21 protein-coding genes are annotated in these 16,897 nt (G+C 52.2%); 8 read left to right on the top strand and 13 right to left on the bottom strand.

From position 1 onward, the window contains the following. Positions 1 to 16 precede the first annotated feature (16 nt). Genes WC772_06305 through WC772_06295 form a run of 3 tightly spaced genes read right to left on the bottom strand, consistent with a single transcriptional unit; the run spans position 17 to position 3,758 of the window. Entirely contained in the window at positions 17 to 2,155 is a 2,139-nt protein-coding gene (locus WC772_06305; protein ID MFA6170364.1) for a hypothetical protein, read from the bottom strand. A 12-nt stretch (positions 2,156 to 2,167) separates the two neighbouring features. Beyond that, positions 2,168 to 3,151 carry a hypothetical protein gene (locus WC772_06300; protein MFA6170363.1) on the bottom strand — a complete coding sequence of 328 codons (984 nt, stop codon included), beginning with the start codon at positions 3,149 to 3,151 and terminating at the stop codon, positions 2,168 to 2,170. Then, positions 3,138 to 3,758 (bottom strand): hypothetical protein, encoded by a 621-nt coding sequence (locus WC772_06295; GenBank protein MFA6170362.1) that lies wholly within the window; start codon positions 3,756 to 3,758, stop codon positions 3,138 to 3,140. Before WC772_06295 ends, WC772_06300 begins: the two co-directional genes overlap by 14 nt. A gap of 108 nt (positions 3,759 to 3,866) precedes the next feature. Here WC772_06295 and bioA point away from each other — a divergent pair, with 108 nt between their 5' ends. Next, entirely contained in the window at positions 3,867 to 5,174 is a 1,308-nt protein-coding gene (bioA, locus tag WC772_06290; protein ID MFA6170361.1) for an adenosylmethionine--8-amino-7-oxononanoate transaminase, read from the top strand. A 64-nt stretch (positions 5,175 to 5,238) separates the two neighbouring features. Here the strand turns inward: bioA and WC772_06285 are convergent, their stop codons facing one another. From WC772_06285 to nikR, 5 genes are read right to left on the bottom strand one after another with little or no spacing between them, the layout of a single operon-like run. Further along, the gene (locus WC772_06285) at positions 5,239 to 5,739 is read right to left on the bottom strand and encodes an outer membrane beta-barrel protein (GenBank protein ID MFA6170360.1); all 501 of its coding nucleotides are present in this window, start codon (positions 5,737 to 5,739) and stop codon (positions 5,239 to 5,241) included. Between the two features lie 56 nt (positions 5,740 to 5,795). Next, positions 5,796 to 6,221 (bottom strand): hypothetical protein, encoded by a 426-nt coding sequence (locus WC772_06280; GenBank protein ID MFA6170359.1) that lies wholly within the window; start codon positions 6,219 to 6,221, stop codon positions 5,796 to 5,798. Next, complete coding sequence (locus WC772_06275; GenBank protein MFA6170358.1) at positions 6,218 to 6,457, bottom strand: PDGLE domain-containing protein; 240 nt, start codon at positions 6,455 to 6,457, stop codon at positions 6,218 to 6,220. Before WC772_06275 ends, WC772_06280 begins: the two co-directional genes overlap by 4 nt. Positions 6,458 to 6,459: 2 nt before the next feature. Continuing rightward, a complete protein-coding gene (locus tag WC772_06270) occupies positions 6,460 to 7,158 on the bottom strand; it encodes an energy-coupling factor ABC transporter permease (GenBank protein MFA6170357.1) in 699 nt (232 codons plus the stop codon). Between the two features lie 10 nt (positions 7,159 to 7,168). Continuing rightward, positions 7,169 to 7,591 (bottom strand): nickel-responsive transcriptional regulator NikR, encoded by a 423-nt coding sequence (gene nikR, locus WC772_06265; protein MFA6170356.1) that lies wholly within the window; start codon positions 7,589 to 7,591, stop codon positions 7,169 to 7,171. Positions 7,592 to 7,677: 86 nt separating this feature from the next. Between nikR and WC772_06260 the strand changes: the two genes are divergently transcribed. From WC772_06260 to prmC, 4 genes are read left to right on the top strand one after another with little or no spacing between them, the layout of a single operon-like run. Then, positions 7,678 to 8,511 (top strand): glycosyltransferase family 2 protein, encoded by an 834-nt coding sequence (locus WC772_06260; GenBank protein MFA6170355.1) that lies wholly within the window; start codon positions 7,678 to 7,680, stop codon positions 8,509 to 8,511. A 34-nt stretch (positions 8,512 to 8,545) separates the two neighbouring features. After that, on the top strand, positions 8,546 to 8,851 hold the full coding sequence (gene rpmE, locus WC772_06255; protein ID MFA6170354.1) for a 50S ribosomal protein L31: 306 nt from the start codon (positions 8,546 to 8,548) through the stop codon (positions 8,849 to 8,851). A gap of 21 nt (positions 8,852 to 8,872) precedes the next feature. Further along, positions 8,873 to 9,934, top strand: a complete 1,062-nt coding sequence (gene prfA / locus WC772_06250) for a peptide chain release factor 1 (protein ID MFA6170353.1) — start codon at positions 8,873 to 8,875, stop codon at positions 9,932 to 9,934. Further along, the gene (gene prmC, locus WC772_06245) at positions 9,931 to 10,806 is read left to right on the top strand and encodes a peptide chain release factor N(5)-glutamine methyltransferase (protein ID MFA6170352.1); all 876 of its coding nucleotides are present in this window, start codon (positions 9,931 to 9,933) and stop codon (positions 10,804 to 10,806) included. Before prfA ends, prmC begins: the two co-directional genes overlap by 4 nt. A gap of 44 nt (positions 10,807 to 10,850) precedes the next feature. On the opposite strand, the gene WC772_06240 is transcribed toward prmC, so the two are convergent. Further along, positions 10,851 to 11,483: a hypothetical protein gene (locus tag WC772_06240; protein MFA6170351.1), complete on the bottom strand. Its 633-nt coding sequence runs from the start codon at positions 11,481 to 11,483 to the stop codon at positions 10,851 to 10,853. A gap of 175 nt (positions 11,484 to 11,658) precedes the next feature. Between WC772_06240 and WC772_06235 the strand changes: the two genes are divergently transcribed. From WC772_06235 to WC772_06225, 3 genes are read left to right on the top strand one after another with little or no spacing between them, the layout of a single operon-like run. Next, positions 11,659 to 12,825 carry a 2-phospho-L-lactate transferase CofD family protein gene (locus WC772_06235; protein MFA6170350.1) on the top strand — a complete coding sequence of 389 codons (1,167 nt, stop codon included), beginning with the start codon at positions 11,659 to 11,661 and terminating at the stop codon, positions 12,823 to 12,825. A gap of 31 nt (positions 12,826 to 12,856) precedes the next feature. Beyond that, entirely contained in the window at positions 12,857 to 13,408 is a 552-nt protein-coding gene (gene rfbC, locus WC772_06230) for a dTDP-4-dehydrorhamnose 3,5-epimerase (protein MFA6170349.1), read from the top strand. An 8-nt stretch (positions 13,409 to 13,416) separates the two neighbouring features. Beyond that, positions 13,417 to 14,109 (top strand): SIMPL domain-containing protein, encoded by a 693-nt coding sequence (locus tag WC772_06225; protein MFA6170348.1) that lies wholly within the window; start codon positions 13,417 to 13,419, stop codon positions 14,107 to 14,109. Here WC772_06225 and metG read toward each other — a convergent pair whose 3' ends face one another. From metG to WC772_06205, 4 genes are read right to left on the bottom strand one after another with little or no spacing between them, the layout of a single operon-like run. After that, positions 14,110 to 14,439, bottom strand: coding sequence for a methionine--tRNA ligase subunit beta (gene metG / locus WC772_06220; protein ID MFA6170347.1), 330 nt, complete (start codon positions 14,437 to 14,439; stop codon positions 14,110 to 14,112). Positions 14,440 to 14,441: 2 nt separating this feature from the next. After that, a complete protein-coding gene (locus tag WC772_06215) occupies positions 14,442 to 14,804 on the bottom strand; it encodes an EscU/YscU/HrcU family type III secretion system export apparatus switch protein (protein MFA6170346.1) in 363 nt (120 codons plus the stop codon). 2 nt (positions 14,805 to 14,806) lie between these two features. Then, positions 14,807 to 16,087 carry a hypothetical protein gene (locus WC772_06210; protein ID MFA6170345.1) on the bottom strand — a complete coding sequence of 427 codons (1,281 nt, stop codon included), beginning with the start codon at positions 16,085 to 16,087 and terminating at the stop codon, positions 14,807 to 14,809. Between the two features lie 51 nt (positions 16,088 to 16,138). Then, on the bottom strand, positions 16,139 to 16,843 hold the full coding sequence (locus WC772_06205) for a 50S ribosomal protein L25 (GenBank protein MFA6170344.1): 705 nt from the start codon (positions 16,841 to 16,843) through the stop codon (positions 16,139 to 16,141). Positions 16,844 to 16,897: the final 54 nt, after the last annotated feature.

Raw genomic sequence — 16,897 nt, 5'->3', positions numbered from 1 at the left:
CCCTGAAGCGGTCGGATTAATCTCCGCGATTGACCAGATATTTGGAAAAATCCTGATAACCAACGGTCCGATCGATAAATCTCATCAGGTCGAAATTTACTCCGCCGTAAAAATTATGCGGGTTCTTTTCTTCGACCGCGGAGATCCGCTCCCAACCGAAATATAAACCGAGCGGCAAACCGGTTAAGATCCCGCGATCCCAGCGGGCGTCAAAGCCGAGACCACCCCCTCGCAACTGCCGCCCTTCGCCGGCGACCTTCCGTTCACCCGCCGGCACAAGGCCAAAATGTAAGTTCAACTTTTCCGGAACATAGACCGACCGGCCGGCGCCAAAAGTAATGAAGCCGTCGCTGCTCAAGCGGAAACGGCTATCGGTCTGCTGATTTCCGGCCCTGACATAACTCCACTCCCCGTTCCCCCTGACAGTCAAGGCCCGCCCTGGGATGACGCTGAAGGAGAAACGGCCGTCGGTCATAAAGGAAGAACGCTCATAGTAATACGGCAGGTTATAGATCGAACCGCTGGTCGCGTACTTTAACCGGCCGGACGCTTCCGCCTTGATCCCCCATCTGGAAAAATTGAAATAGCCCTGACCCTGACAACCGTCAACCACTTCGCCGCTAAACAATGAACAATCGCCTTTCGCCGCCAGTTCAAAATATTGACTTTTAATCGGGGCGGTTTTACCGATCAAGCCGGGATTGAGGCCAAGAACCAGCGGAACACTGCTGCTGTTTTCTTGGACTGAAACACCGATCGACAGGTCCGGTCGAATAACGTCATGGACCAACGGCGGAAGCCGATACGGGACCTGTTCAACAATGACTCGGTCCTGAATAACAATGATCGTGACATCATCCAATCCGGCAACCAAATGATTGGTTGAATCATAAGCCTCGATTTTCAACGTCAGCTGGTCGTCCGCTTTGGTCTTCAGAGTAGCAAGCAAGGCTACCGGATCAAGAGTAACCGGCACGGCAAGCCGGCGATTCTGGTCAGACAGCATCGCGGGTAAAACAGCAACCGTTTGAATTTCGCTATTGTTTGACGGATCAACCAGTCTGATGGTCTTGATCTCGGCCGCCTGGTCGCCGACGATATTAAAGTTCTGCGGCTGATTGTTCGCCAGCAAAGAGGTCGGCGACACGATCAGGCCGATCGGCGGCGGCGGGACCAGACAAACGTTCGGTGATTGGCAAGTCTGGATTGTCGGCGGCAGAACCGTCGATTGGGTGACCTGGATGATCCCCGATCGGAGGGCGGAAAAAAGCTGGTCCTGGCTGGTCAGCCGGACCGTAAAACTTCTAATGCTCCTGTCAGCCAACATCTTGGCGGCAGGGATATTCAGCCTGACGGTCGCCGAGGTTTCGGACTGGTTCTGGTAGGAATTGATGACTACTCCATTGGCGATCGTTTGGTTCTGGTCGTCAAGCAATTCAACGGTCGCCGATTTTGGCAGGTTCACTCCAATTAAAGTAAAAGGCTGGTCTTGAACCCCCGGCTCGACGCTTGAAGGGGTCGCGGCCAGAAGGGCGGGACAAAAAGATTCCCGCCGCAGATTCGCGCCGCATAAAACGCTCTTTAGGTCCTCTTTTCCCTCCCCTTTATTCAAACGGCCCCTTAAGGTTTCCAGCAAAGCCCTTTCGCTCGCGCTTAATTGGGTAATGAGCTCTTCCCTGGCTTTGTCGATATCAGCCAGAACGATCTTATTTTGTCCGGCCAGTACCGACGCGGCTCCGGTGATCCTGTCCCGCACCGCCGGACTAACACTTATTCGGTTATCTCCGCCGTAGATCGAGGCGTTAGCGTAATCCAATAGGTCGTCCAAAATTAGGACCTCTCTGATGATCTCCTTTTGTTGATGATCAAGATTCGACTCGCTATTACATTCGATCAGGGCCCGGTCCAGGTCGGCCGAGCTTTCCGGTTGGTCAAGTTTTCCACTGTACCCTTCATAACGAGCCTTATTACCACCCGTTAACTTGGCGATCAACGCATCACGGACAACCTTGATCTCCTGGCGATTGAGCTGCTCGCGGGTCCTCGTTCCAAGCCTATCCCGTGAGACATTAACGTAACCCTTGGTGAATTTCTTATTTGTTCCGACATATCCAACCAGATCGTCCAGGATCAACAAGCTCCTAATATCCGACATAATTCCTCTCCCTTATTTACAAAGTCCTTTGTGGCGATCTTCGGCGGAGAATAAAGATGTACAGTTAGGCAATTCCGCCCCCGGCGGCGGAACAACAACTAACGCGTTCTTTACTAATAAAAGCGGCGTCTGATCTTCAAACAAGGCCAGGTCCCGCCGGCCAAGAGCGGCGTTTCTTTCCAACTTAATCCTGATCTTGATGATCAGTTCATCCTCATCGATTAAACAATGATCGATCTTGATTCCCCGGCCGCCACCGGAGAAGCCCTCGATCTTCGCCGCGACCCCCTGCCCGCCAAGGTCAACCGATAATCGGCTAACATCGGGGCGGCGGCCGTTAACGACCCGGAAAGCGAGGGTCAGGCTCTTTTCACTTTCCGGCCGGGCTGGGACCGGCAAAGCTAAAGGCTCGGTAATGATCAATTGGTACTCGGTTTTTATCGCCGCGGCCGCGACCAGCGCCAAATCCATTTCACTCGCTGGCAGGTTAAGATCGACCAGGAAAGAAAACGGCCGACTATTGTCCTGACAGTAATTTCGATGTCCTGTCCTATCGGCCTCGGACAACAACCGACTGAAGGAATGGTCTTGAGCCGGGCCGACCGCTATAATTTTTCCGGCCAGATAATTTACCGCCGTCCGCTGCTTCTCTTCCGAAAGCGACAAAAAATCATTTCCTTTGGCCGCGACCAGCAATTCGCGCGCTCCCGCGTCATAAAATGACATTTGAGAACACTGATTAATCCGCTCCTCAAGCTGGAAATCTACCGGCAATCCGTCAACGCACAGCTCACCACCCCGGTATTCCCGGCTGGTCAGAAGCATTTTGATCTGCCAATCCTGTAAATATAATTTCTGCGGATCTCTAATCGTCACGCTGGAAGCCGCGGGTTGAGGGGTCGGTTTTGCCATAGTTTTTTTACAGCCGCCCAGAAGCGCCCCGACAACGATCCCGGCTAAGGCATATTGGGTCAGTTTCGCGCTACGACTGATCATTTTCCCCACCTTCGATCATCGCCCACAACATAGCGTACTGTCCGGTGTTGGGCTTTTCCCGTAAATAAGCTTCGGCCAGAAATCGCAAGGGAGATAATTCAACGAGTTGCCCTTCACCGGCCGCGTTGAAAAGCACAACAAATTTTTCCTCATCGGTCATAAGCTGGAACGCAGCGGAAGGATACGTTTCAAGGATCGTTTTTTTCACAAAATAAGAAAGACTTTTTGCCAATTCCTCTTTGGCCTCCGGGCTTAAAACCGTACTGATCAAGTCAGCCAGCGAATCGTTCACCGGTTGTTCATCCGGGACGGTGAATTCGGCCGCCTTGATGACCGACAAGAGGGAAACCTCGGCCGCGCGCGGCTCTTTCGCGCGGACCTGATCAAGGCTGGCTTTTTCGTTGGCCAGCGGCTCCCGGTAGTTTCGAACATCGAAATAGGAACGGATTACCCCGCCCGTAAAAAGTTCGGCGACCGGGCGCAAAGAGCGGCGCCGCAGGATTTGCCTGGCCGCCTCGGTTTTCAATTCGGTCACGTAAAGGTCGTCCCGTCGAACCCGGACCCGGGAAAGATCGAGAACATTGCGAAAGCTAGCGTTGATCTTCATTTTATTTTCCTTTCTATCATCTAGGCTGTTATCTGAAGATGAACGGCAAGATTTCAGGCCAATTTGCCTCTCTTGACCAACGGAAGCCGAACCCCGTATACTAGATAAATGGCAAACCAATGGACCAAAGCCTTATTACGCAAGGATAAGCGGGCGCTCTGGCACCCTTTCACCCAAATGAAAGATTGGCAGGCTAACGACCAACTTATTATCGAAAAAGGTGATGGCGTTTATCTTTACGACACCGAAGGAAAAAAATATATTGACGGCTGTTCCTCACTTTGGGTTACCGTCCACGGTCATAACAATCAAACCCTTAACCAAGCAATCAAGAAACAGCTAGGCCAGGTCGCCCACTCCACCCTTCTTGGCTTAGCCAATGTCCCGGCGATCGAACTCGCAGAACAGTTGGTTAAGATCGCGCCCAAGGGGTTAAATAAAGTTTTTTATTCCGACAGCGGCTCGACTGCGGTCGAGATCGCCCTCAAGATCGCCTTTCAGTTTCAGCAACAAACCGGCCAAAAGCAAAAAACTAAGTTTCTAACCTTGACCAATGCCTACCACGGCGACACGATCGGCTCGGTCTCGGTCGGCGGGATCGATCTCTTCCACAAGATCTACAAGCCGCTCCTCTTCAAATCGATCAAAGTCACGCCGGGAGACGCGGACGAGCTGGAAAAAGTCCTTAAGGCGAGACACCGGGAGATCGCGGCGATGATCGTCGAGCCGCTCATCCAGGCGGCGGCGGGGATCTTGATGATGCCTAAAGGGTATCTCAAAACGGTCCGCCGGCTCTGCACAAAATACGGCGTTTTACTGATCGTCGACGAAGTCGCGACCGGTTTTGGCCGGACCGGCAAGATGTTCGCCTGCGAGCACGAAGGGGTTGCCCCCGACCTGATGTGCGTCGCGAAAGGGATTACCGGCGGCTATTTACCGCTGGCGGCAACGCTCACAACCGATCGGATCTATCAGGCCTTTCTCGGCCAAGTTGAAGAGAACAAAACCTTTTTCCACGGCCACACCTATACCGGCAATCCCCTCGCCTGCGCCGCCGCTCTTGCTTCGCTGGAACTGTTTCGACGGAATAAGCTGCTCGCTAATATTGAACGGAACGTTAAATTGCTGGCACGGGAATTACCACGCTTTTATCAACTGAAGCACGTCGGTGAGATCCGCCAATGCGGCACCATGGTCGGGATCGAACTATTCGAAGACAAAAAGAAGCAGACTCCCTATCCGGCTAAAACCAGAATGGGACACCAGGTAATTCTGGAAGCGAGAAAAAGAGGGGCAATCCTTAGGCCTCTCGGCGACGTCATCGTCTTGATGCCGCCGCAAAACATCACCCAGGCTGAATTGAGAAGGCTGATCGAGATTACATACAATTCAATAATAACGGCTACAACCAAATAAGTCATTTAACCGCCCCGATCGGATCGGGGCGGTTAAATTCGTTCTGCTAATGTTCCGCCAATCCTTAGATCTTAAAGCTTTGCGAGAAACCACCCTGGATATAGACGCTAGACGAGGTGTAGGAATAAGACTTGCTGGCATCCGGGAAAATAACCCGATATTCAACGCCAGCGGTCATGCCGCCCAAGGAAAACTTAACGCCTACTTCTCCCTGATAACCGGTCGTGGAACTTGACGCGCTGCCAATCGTTAAAGTGTTATAGCTCAAACCGGCGCCGGCGTAAGGGGTCAGCATTCCGCCAAATGTTTGGTGATAAATCAAATCAACTGACACCGGCATATAAGTAACATCTGCGCCGCCAGAGTTGTAAGTAGTCCGATCGACCGCGCCCCGCACCGAAACATTCTCCGTGATGCCGTAATCGGCGCTGACGCCGTACATCAGCGACGACGAACCGCTACCGTTGCTAAACATCCCGGCCCGGCCGGAAACATTGACCGTCCCGGCGAAAGAAGCGGAAACCATCAAGCCTAAAATCAAAGCGACCAGAAAACTCTTTTTCATTTTTAACACCTCGGTTGTTATAATACTACAACTGTTGGCTGGTAATCAATCTTTAATTAGAACGGCATTTTCACATACGCCCCGATCGAAGAAATAAAGGCCAGGTTTGGATCGGCGTTCGCGGTCGTATCATAATTCAATATGGTGAAGGAAGCGCCGACGGTCACTTTTTCGTTAATCGCCTGCTCCAGGGCGTATTGCAAGCTAAGGTCATAGGCCAAATCGGCGTTAACGGTTAATTTTTTCGCGTTGATCCCAACCCCCCAGTTACCGATAAAATAGTCGGCGTACAACTGGTATGTCGTCCCCGAAGATCCGGATCCGGCGGTCGCGCAAAAATCAACCGCTCTTCCGTCACCCAGATCAAAGCCTAATCCCCCTCCCATCGCCCCCCAAGTGGTATTGGCGTAAAGGTACGGCGTCGCGGCATGGACTTGAGCGGCGGCCAATAAAACAAACAGGAAAATAATTATTTTTTTCATTTGATTGCTCCTTTTTTAATAACGTAAGCGCTCCCCCAAAACAAAGACAACATAATCAGCACTCCAGCGATCCCGGCGGTTGAAGTCGAAAGCCCATTTAGCGGCGCGGTTCGTTCCACCCCCTTTTTGGCAAAGCCAAATTTTTCCGCCACAAAATCAAGCCCATCCGGATAGGTTGAGGCAAAAAAAGCAGCCAGGATTGCGACAAAGACGGTAATTAAAAGCATTTTCTTCACGGCTATTCTTCGCCTTTCAGCATCGCTCGGAAAATGTTAATTAAAGCTAACGTAATCAGCGCTTCCGCAATCCCGATCACCAGATGGACCTTAACCATCGCCGGGATAACGACCGCGAAGGGAATCGTGCCGGAAACGCCCAACTCTAAAGCACAGGTAAAAGCGGCCAATGGGACCGAGAGCCAAGCGGCAACCGCGATCGCCAGCCATTCCGGAGCAACTTTTTTCAAACCATAATATATGTAGTAACCGATGATCGTGCCGAACAAGGCCATATTAATAATATTTGCTCCCAGCGCCAGCAAGCCGCCGTCGGCAAAAAAGAGCGATTGGACCGCCAAGACAGCGGCAATGACGATCGTTCCGGCAAACGGGCCCAGGATAACCGCGGCCAAGACCCCGCCGATCAAGTGGCCGGAAGTTCCGTTACCGATCGGAAAGTTAAACATCTGCGCGGCAAAAACCAGGGCCGCGACCATCCCCATTTTGTAGATCGTCCGCTCCCCTTCGCCGGTCAGGACCCGCCGCGCACCATGGGCTAGATTGGCCGCTTTTTTCCCGGCTGTCGCTAAAGCCGCCGCAGGGACTACCGCCGTTACGCTCTCCCTCACCTTAGCAAAACTGAAAGCTAAAACAAATGCCGCCGCGCCAACCAAACCACTCGAAACTTTTGGATCAAGAAACCCGTCTGGAATATGCATATTTTTCCTTTCAGAGATCTTTCCCGGTCGAGGTCATCGTCAGTTTACCGTGCTTAACCCCTTTGGTACTGATCAGCTTCTCCGACAATGCCTTGATCTCCCGGCTGGAACCCTTCAAGACAATAACTTCAAGGCAATTGTGGTGGTCGAGATGAACATGGTTAGTAGTAATAATGTTCTTATAATAGTCATGTTGAAGGTCAGTCAACTTATCGGAGAGGTCGCGGACATGGTGGTCGTATACCAGGGTCACCGCTCCCACTACTTCCCCGCGCAAAGCTTCCCATTCTTTTTCCACTAAATGGTTGCGGACCAGGTCGCGAACCGCTTCGGAACGGTTGGGGTAGCCCTTCTCTTCGATCAGGCGATCGAACTTAGCGAGCAAACTCGGCTCCATCGAAACCCCGAAACGGCTGACTTTTTCCTTGTTCATAGTAACACCTTTGTTTGGATGGTAACACCAGGACAGCAAGCTGTCAACCGCTTTACCGCGCCCCGGCAAACCGATATAATAACAGCATGAAACTTTCCGTCATTATCGGCACCTACAATCAGAAAGCGGTCCTGCGCCAAACGCTGGAATCGCTTTTCAAACAAACCCTCTCCCCCGACCAATATGAGATCCAGCTCATCGACAGTTCCTCGACCGACGAGACCGACCTGATGGTCCAGGAGCTTACCCCCCCCTGCCGTTTCAATTACCGGGTCGTCCCCAATCAAGGGAAAACTTACGCCCGGAACCTGGGGATCAAAGCGGCGGCGGGCGAGCTAATCTTTTTGACCGACGCCGACATGGTCGCCAAAGAGACCCTGCTCGAAGAGCATCTCCTGGCTCACGAGCGTAAAAAGAACGCCTCCTTCGAAGGCCTCACCATTAACCCGGACGGCAAGCCGTACATTAAAGCCTGGCTCTTCCCAGGCGCCCGCCTGAAGTGGTCCTATTTCCTGACCGGGAACCTCTCGCTCTCTAAAAAGATCATTGTCGAGGCCGGGCTCTTCGACGAACAGTTCAAAGGGTACGGCTGGGAAGATATAGAGCTTGGCTACCGGCTCCACCAAATGAAGGTCCCGCTCCATTACCTCCCGACAGCGGTCAATTATCACCACCACCCGGTCTCCGCCGAAGGGATGCTGGAGCGCAAATACCAGATGGGGCGCTCGGCCGCCCTCTTTTACCGGAAGCACCCGACTTTCGGGATCAAAATGTTCCTGGGGATGAATCCGCTGGCCATGGCAGTCTATCATTACCTCAAAGCCCGGCCGGAGCGGCTCGCCCGGATCAAATCGGCTTACCTGCTCGAGGAATACCAATACCGGCGGGGGTTAGAAGAAGGGTTGCGGGAAATCCAGTAGACAAGGAACCCGATTTTGTGGTAAAATAAATTATATGAAAGAAGGCATTCACCCAAAGTATTTTGACACCACGGCCGCCTGCGCTTGCGGCGCGGTTTTCGCCATTGGTTCGACCAAAGAGAACATCAAGGTCGACATGTGCTCCCACTGCCACCCGCTCTTCACCGGCAAGCAGAAATTAGTTGATGCCGAAGGCCGCGTCCAGAAGTTCAAGAAGAAGTTCGCCAACGTCACCCCCCGGGTGAAAAAAGAAAAGAAAAAGAAAGAATCCAAAGCGACAGCCGCCAAAAAGACCGCCGCTAAAAAAGTCGCCAAAAAAGCTCCCGCCAAGGAAAAGTAAGCTCCCCGTCCCCCCTACCTTATGTTCTTAGATAAACTAGCCAATGTTGAAAAAAGATTTATTGAACTGGAAAGCTCTCTGGGCAACCCCGACATCATCAACGACCGCGAACTCTTCTCCAACTACGCCAAGGAATTAAGCTCGCTCCGCGAGATCGTCGAAAAATACCGCGAATATAAACTGGCGGAAAAAGGGATTACCGAAGCCGCGGCCCTGCTCAAAGACGAAGGAATGCGCGAAATGGCCGAAGAAGAGATCAAAAGGCTGGAGAAAAAGAAGCAAACTCTCGTCTCCGAGCTTGAGATCCTGCTGATCCCCAAAGATCCATTGGATGACAAGAACATCATTTTAGAGGTCCGGGCCGGGACCGGCGGCGAAGAAGCCGCCCTCTTTGCCGGAGAGCTCCTCCGCATGTACCTGCGCTACGCCGAACGGAAAGGCTGGAAGACCGAGATCATCGACGCCAACGACACCGGGCTCGGCGGTTACAAGGAGGCGATCGTCAATATCCTGGGTAAAGGGGCTTACAGCCGCCTTAAATTTGAAAGCGGGATCCACCGCGTGCAACGGGTCCCCAAGACCGAATCAAGTGGCCGGGTCCACACCTCCGCCGCCTCGGTCGCCGTCCTCCCCGAAGTCGAGGACGTCGACATCCACATCGACGAAAAAGACGTCACTTTTGAAGCGTTCCGGGCCGGCGGCGCCGGCGGCCAGAACGTCAACAAAGTTTCGTCCGCCGTCCGGGTGGTCCATCTCCCGACCGGGACCGTCGTCGAATGCCGGGAAGAGCGCTCCCAGCTCCAGAACCGGGTCAAAGCGATGAAACTTCTGCGCTCCCGCATCTATGAAGTCGAGGAAGAAAAAAGGCGCAAAGATCGGGAATCGAGCCGCCGCGTCATGGTCGGCAGCGGCGACCGTTCCGAAAAGATCCGGACCTATAATTTCCCGCAGAACCGACTAACCGACCACCGGATCGGCTTTACCGTCCATCAATTGGACCAGGTCTTGGACGGCAACCTGGACGAACTGATCGACGCCCTTTCGACCGCCGACCGGGCGGCCAAACTCGCCAACGCCTCATGACGATCGCCGAGGCTCTGGCCTTTGGGCTCGCCCGCCTCTCAAACTTAGAAGACCCCCGGCTGGAAACAGAGATTTTATTGGCCCACGCGTTGCAACAACCGGCCACAACCCTTATCTCCCGAAGCGAACAGGTTATCGCTCCGGCATCGCTTGCTTCTTTTAAATATTTTATCGAGCGCCGGCTTACCCATGAACCAACCGCCTATATCGTTGGTTATCAGCCATTTCTCGGCCTCGACTTCAAAGTCGATAAACGGGTCCTGATTCCCCGACCGGAAACGGAACTGTTAGTGGAAATAGCGATTAGGGGATTGGATGGGAAGAACGTAGAACATAGAGAGCAGAACGTGGAACGTAGGATTGTTGACGTGGGGACCGGCAGCGGCTGTATTGCGATTACGTTGGCCAAGAATATTCCGGGGACCAAGATTACCGCGATTGAGCGCTCCCCTTCTGCGTTGCGGCTAGCGAAAGAGAACGCGACAAACTTGGGAATGATCGAGCAGGTTACTTTTCTTGAAGGAGACCTCCTTTCCCCTTTAAAAGAAAAAGTCGACTTGATCGTCTCGAACCCTCCCTACATCCCGACCGCTGATTTAGCCGGCTTAGACCCTGATGTTAAAGATTGGGAACCGATTGGCGCCCTTGATGGCGGCAACGATGGGTTAGATTATATTCGCCGTCTTATTAAAGAAGCCCCCGATCATCTTAATTCGGGTGGGATGTTATTGTTTGAGTTTGGCTTTGGTCAATCAGAAGCGATCAAAGTAATCTTCACAGCCGACAACCGTTACTCGCAATTTGAACTCTTTAATGATTACGCGGGGATACCGAGGATAGCGAAAGCGGGTATCTATCAGCCCACTCGCTAACAAAAAAACAGGATTTAACAACGTTAGCGCGAATAGAGTTAAATTTATCCCAAGGAATTAAAGGTTAGTTCTTTTGGGTCTGGTTCAGCAAAAACCTCAAAATCAGACAGGCTAAACCGGCCAGCAAAACTAAATTCCGAAAAGATTCCATCGCTATACCGTAAATCTCTTTGACTAACAACCTTGACCGTTCGGTTCGCTATAAGTGAGGCCAGTTTGTCCCAAGAAGCCCGCAAAATCCAAGGAACAGGTTCGTCCCTAAAACTTTTGGCATAAATATCTCTCAAAAGTAAAACCCGATTATATTCTTTCGGGGAAAGAACACCTTGATAAGCGACCGCCACAATGTCGAGCACTGAATCGATCCCAGCTACACCTAAGCCAAACGTTTCCGAACTCCCCCCGGCAATTCTTTGAGCGATTCTCCCTGGCAAATAGCCCTCCAGGGAAATCTCATCCGGCAAAATGGCTGCGTCAGCGACATCAGCAACGAACAAAGGCTTAGCTTCAGGGAAATATAATTGCCCCCCTAAAGCCTCAGAGCAAAATTCAACGATATTTCTCCGGGTAGCATGAAAAAAGTACTTTCCGGGCTCATGCTTATTAAGCTCTTTTATTGTTCCGGATATAATTGTGTGTCCCCAACGCCTAAGACCAACTGGCCCGATATTTGTCATGTATTTTCCTCGTTTATTTATCGGAAAATACCGACCATTATTTCACCATAAATGTATAACCAGAGGCCCAACCGCCAAAATCGGCCGGTGGCAAATAATCAAATCGAACGAAATTTCTTCGACTAAGTAAAGATAATAAACCGGGAGAACAAACGTTCCAAAAGGAAGGTAGACAATGTCCATTTATGACCGGCGAATCGCCTGCGTGACGGGTGGAACAGGTTTTCGTTCCGTGGCCAAGGCCCTGGCCTCGCTTTATCCCAACCCTTCGACGGTCCATGTGATCGGCACCGCTGACAGCGGGAGAAGCACCAGGCGGATCAGGGACTTTTTCGGCATTCCGGCAATCGGCGACCTGCGTAGCCGCTGTATCGACCTCGCCGACCGACGGACCCTTGGCTATCGCGAGATCACCGACCTGCTGGCCTATCGTTTGCCCAACATAGAAGATAAAACCGCGCTAGAAGACGAATTCGCTTCAATAATCGACGGCCGTCACCCCTTGACCAGCGCCGCCTACTCCGGCAATCACAAATTTGCCAAAATAATTGTAGCTAACCTAAGACGTTTTGACGACAAGCGAAAGGTCATCGAGTTGACCAAAGGCCCTTTTGACTTAAAGCAAGGGAGTATCGGGAACTTCTTCTTGACCGGAGCTTACCTTGATTTTGGAGACATCAGCGCGGCAATATTTTTATACGAAAAGCTGGCGGGGGTCCGCGGGCGGGTCTTGCCGGCATCTGAAGCGGTCATGCATTTAGCGGTTGAAACGGAAGACCGCCAAGTAATTGTCGGCCAGCACATTATCACCAAGACCGAGCTTGGCTCACGAATGCAACGGCTCTTTTTTCTCGACCGGGAAGACCCGGCCGCCAATGAGATCAAGCCAAAACTTAGCGCTGAAGCGGCAACCGCGATCAGGAACGCGGATACGATCGTCTTTTCCATGGGGAGCTTCTACACCAGCCTTTTATCCACGCTCCATCTGATGGGAATGGCGGAAGCGGTCCGGGAAAGCCACGCCTTGAAAGTTTTTATCCCCAACACGATTGAAGACCCTGAAATTCACGGGATGACGACGGTCGAGATGGTCCGGCGATTAATTGAGACTTTAAAAGGGGCAGAAACCGAAGCCAAGGATACCGATTATTTACAAGTGGTCATCACCGGCGAGCGCGGCAAAAACTTGAACTTAGAAGCCGGGCGAAGACTGATACCCGATGACACGAAGACCTTAACCGGGCTTAGGTTTGAAAAAACGCCCTTGATCTCTGAAGGAGAGCAAACGGGTTATTATCAGCCCGAACCCCTGGCCGACATCTTAGCCGCATTAGCTAAATGACAAACGATTAAAATAGTTATACAATTTCTCCATGAGCAATTTTAAGTTCAATAAAACCCCATTGGCCGGCGTTGTCATCATCGAGACCAAATCTTTTGCCGACGACCGGGGATTCTTTATGGAAAGCTATCACGCCCAGGCTTTTGCCGAAAACGGCCTGATCGTTCGTTTTGTCCAGGACAATCACAGCCGCTCGAAAAAAGGAGTGATTCGCGGCCTCCACTACCAGCTCCCCCCCCACCCGCAGGGAAAACTGGTCAGCGTGATGAAAGGGAAGATCTTTGATGTCGCGGTCGACCTGCGGAAAAGCTCCGAGACCTTTGGCCAGTGGCACGGCGAAATACTCGATCCCACCAAACAGCTCTACATCCCGGAAGGATTTGCCCACGGCTTTCTTGCGTTGGAAGACGAGACCGATGTCGTCTATAAATGCACCGACTTTTACGATCCGGCCTGTGAAAAGGCAATCGTTTGGAACGATCCGGGTCTTAAGATCAAGTGGCCGCTCGAAGGACTAACCCCGGGCATCTCCGCCAAAGACGCCAGTAGCCCGGCCTTTAAATCAGCCCCGACTTTCAATTAGGAGGAATTATGAAAAAACCGCTCTTCATTATATTAGCCCTGCTCTGCCTGGCCCTAACCGTCGCCGCCAAAGAACGCACGATCGTCGTCAATGGTAACGGGAGCGTCCGGGTGGAACCTGATTCGGCCAACGTCCAGCTTGGAGTTGAATATACCGGTAAAACCGCCCAAAGCGCCCAAAGCGAGAACGCCAAGATCATGAAACTGGTCATGGAGGCGGTCGAAAAGGCCGGGATCAAAAAGAATAAGATCATGACCTCAAACTTCAACATCTGGCCGGAGCAAAAATACGAACAGAACCAACCCCCCAAAACGATCGGCTACCGCTGCAGTAACCAGGTCAATATTTCGATCGAAGAGCTTGCTCTGATCTCCAAAGTGATCGACGCCGGGATCGCCGCCGGGGCCAATAACGTCGCCGGCCTGCAGTTCGCCCGCAAAGAGGACCAGGAATTCAAGAAGTTAGCCCTATCGAAGGCGGTCCAGGACGCGGCCAGTAAAGCCCAGGCGATCGCCACCGCTTCAAGCTTAAAGATTAAGGGGATCGAGACGATCGTCGAGAGTGGTTCGGTCGTGACCCAGCCGTTCGGCAACCAGATGAAAACAATGGCCGCGCTTAATGACGGCGGGAGCGAGACCCCGGTCTCACCAGGTTTGATCGACATCAGGGGTTCGGTCTCAATTACTTATCTGGTCGAATAGCTAGGAGATCCGCGACCCGTTGGGGAGCTCCTTCAGCGGCGAAAGAATAGTAATGATACTTCGATCCTCGTTCGAGGCGGCCATCAGCATCCCGTGCGAAGTTACGCCCCGGATCGTTTTCGGTTCCAGGTTGGCTAGGAAAGCGATCTTTTTGCCGATCAACTCTTCCTTGGTGTAGTGGAGCTTTATCCCGGCGACAATTTCCCGTTCTTCGCCGCAATCGATCTTCAGTTTCCAAAGTTTATCGGCCCCAGGGACTTCCTCCACCTCTTTGATCTCGGCGACCCGCAGGTCGAGTTTCTTAAAATCGTCAAAGGTAATATTATCCATCGCTATTCTCCCTTTCGTGCTTTCTCTTTTTTCTCTTCGCGCAAACGCGAGACAACTTTCTCCCGCTTCTCGGCCATCCGGTCGAGTTTGAAAACGAAGAACAAGACTTCAGCCACTAGCGTGTAAAGTTCGGCCGGGATCTCCCGGTCAATTTCCAGCTTTGCCAGGAGCTTGGCCAGTTCCGGATCTTCGTAGAGCGGTATCTTATTCTCTTCGGCGATCCGCAGGATCTCGTCCGCCATCATCCCCTTGCCGGTCGCCAGGACCATGGGAGCCTTGTCCCGGTCCATGTCGTAGCGCAAGGCGACGACAGTTTTTCTGGCCGGCGGCTGTTCTGGGTTTTCTATTTTTTCTTCTTCAGCCATGCTTATGCCTCAATGTCGATCCGCTTCAGGGCGCTTTCGATCGATGGTAACAGCGGGATCAGATACGCTTTGGTATTGCACATCACCCGGTCAACCTTGACCTGGTAGCCGGTGATCAAAAAATTCTTGTCGGCCAGTTTCTGTTGGAAGTCGCCGAACTCTTTGGCGATCAGGGCGCGGCCGTTGTCGCCGTAATCTTTTTCGGCAAAAACAAAAACAACGTATATTTTATTATCCTTGACGATCATCGAGATGACCATCTTTCCCAGACCATCGGTCTCGAATGTCATGACAACCTGGGTATTGCGCGGGTCGATCTTCGCCTTCTTCCCCTCGCCGTCCCGTTTAATGACGATCTCAAAATCCTTGGGCGGATTGACCATGGTATTGGGAATCTGCTGGTAATGGTAATTGACCTCGGTCCGTCCGCTTTGCGAGAGGATCGACTGGGCGACGACGTTCTGCATCATCCGGTCGAGCTTGCCGGTAAATTCCTTGACCGCCGACGCCAGGAGCTCGCCTTGAGCGTTCCGCGCTTTTTCGCCTCCGGCCTTCTCCTTAACTCCCTGTAACAAGGCCTTCAAAGCCTTGGCATCCATCAGCAAAGAGTTACGGTCAAGAGGTGTTCCCTTCGTCGCGAACTGGTCGGAGATCTTCTGAAAAGTCTCGTCGAACTGGCCGAGCAAAGCGGTCAACTGGGCGACCAGGGTCGAGTCCAAGAGCCCCTTCCCGCTCATTAGAGCGCTGGTCAGGTTGCTGATCCCTGACTGCAAGCCAGAAAGCTGGTTCGCCATGCTCGGGTTATCCTGCAGATATTGGCCCAAAACCTTCACCGCTTCAGGCGAGTCGATCCCTTTCATTAATAACATCGTCGCCGCCTGCTGCATCGCGTCCGATTTGTTCGTCCCCTGCAGCATGCCGTTGATCTTCACAAAGTTCGTCCGCGAAATCTCCAAACCGTTGCTTAGCATCAGCGAGGCTAATTTTGTATTAAAATCGCTCGGTTCAACTTGCAGCTGTAATAAGTGCGAGCGGATATCCTGAACTGTTAACGCTCGGGAAATCGTCTGCGCCGGCTTGGCGGCAGTACCGGCTGTAGTTGCGGCCGCTTGTTGAACAGGAGCAGCTTGAGCTGGTTTGGCGGTAGTTGAAACTTGTTGCGCGGTTTGGGCGGCGTTGGATTGAGTCGTGGTAGTGGAAGACGTGCTGGTTGGCTTACCGGTCGGCCAAATGATCGGCTTACCGGGATGGATCCCGCCGCCTTCTGATTGAAAGTCACCCATACTATTGTTTTATCGGATTAAATAGGCAAATAATTGCGCAATCCAGAGGGGTTACTTAGTTGGTTTCCCAGCTGGAGCCGCTTTTGCCGGTGCGGCGCCTGGAGCCGCTTTTTCCTTGACCTTTTCATCGGCGACCGCGGTCGCGGCCGCGGCTTCACCAGCAACTGGCACCGCCGCCACTGGAGCCACAACCTCCTCCTTAGCAGGAGGAACGCAAGCCGCGATCATTTCGGTCGGGCTGGAAAGAACCTTAAACTTACCCTTAGGCAGGTCGGAAACGTGCAGTGAATCGTTGATCATCAACCCGGCGACATCAACGTGGAATTTCTCCGGAATATCTCCCGGCAAACACTCAACTTCGATCTCGCGCAAGCCATGGACCAGGATCCCACCATTATCTTTGACCCCTATCGGGGTACCGGTCAGTTCGATCGCGATCTTAGCCTTAACGACTTCGTCCATAAGGACATGGGCAAAATCGATGTGGAGGATCTTACCATTCATATAATCATATTGAATTTCCTGGGTTAAGACCTGGAGGTCGGAACCGCCAAGTTTGAGGGTGGCAATCGTGTTTTTTCCCGTTTCAGAGCCTAATATCTTAGACAAAAAGATCTTATTGTCGATCGCGACCGCGACCGGCTTCATCTTTTTACCGTAAACAATAGCGGGAATTAAGCCTAATTTTCTTAAGGCTTTAACTTTTTTGGTCCCGATTCCGTCTCTTTTTTCAGCGGCCAGTTCAACTTTTTTCATAACTTTACTATTTTAGCAAATTGTTCGATCTTTGTCAAAAGGGAATTAAAGCAT

The organism is Candidatus Margulisiibacteriota bacterium, from assembly GCA_041661965.1.
Classification (GTDB): Bacteria; Margulisbacteria; WOR-1; order O2-12-FULL-45-9; family XYB2-FULL-48-7; genus XYB2-FULL-45-9.
This window is presented reverse-complemented; position numbering and strand designations above follow the sequence as displayed.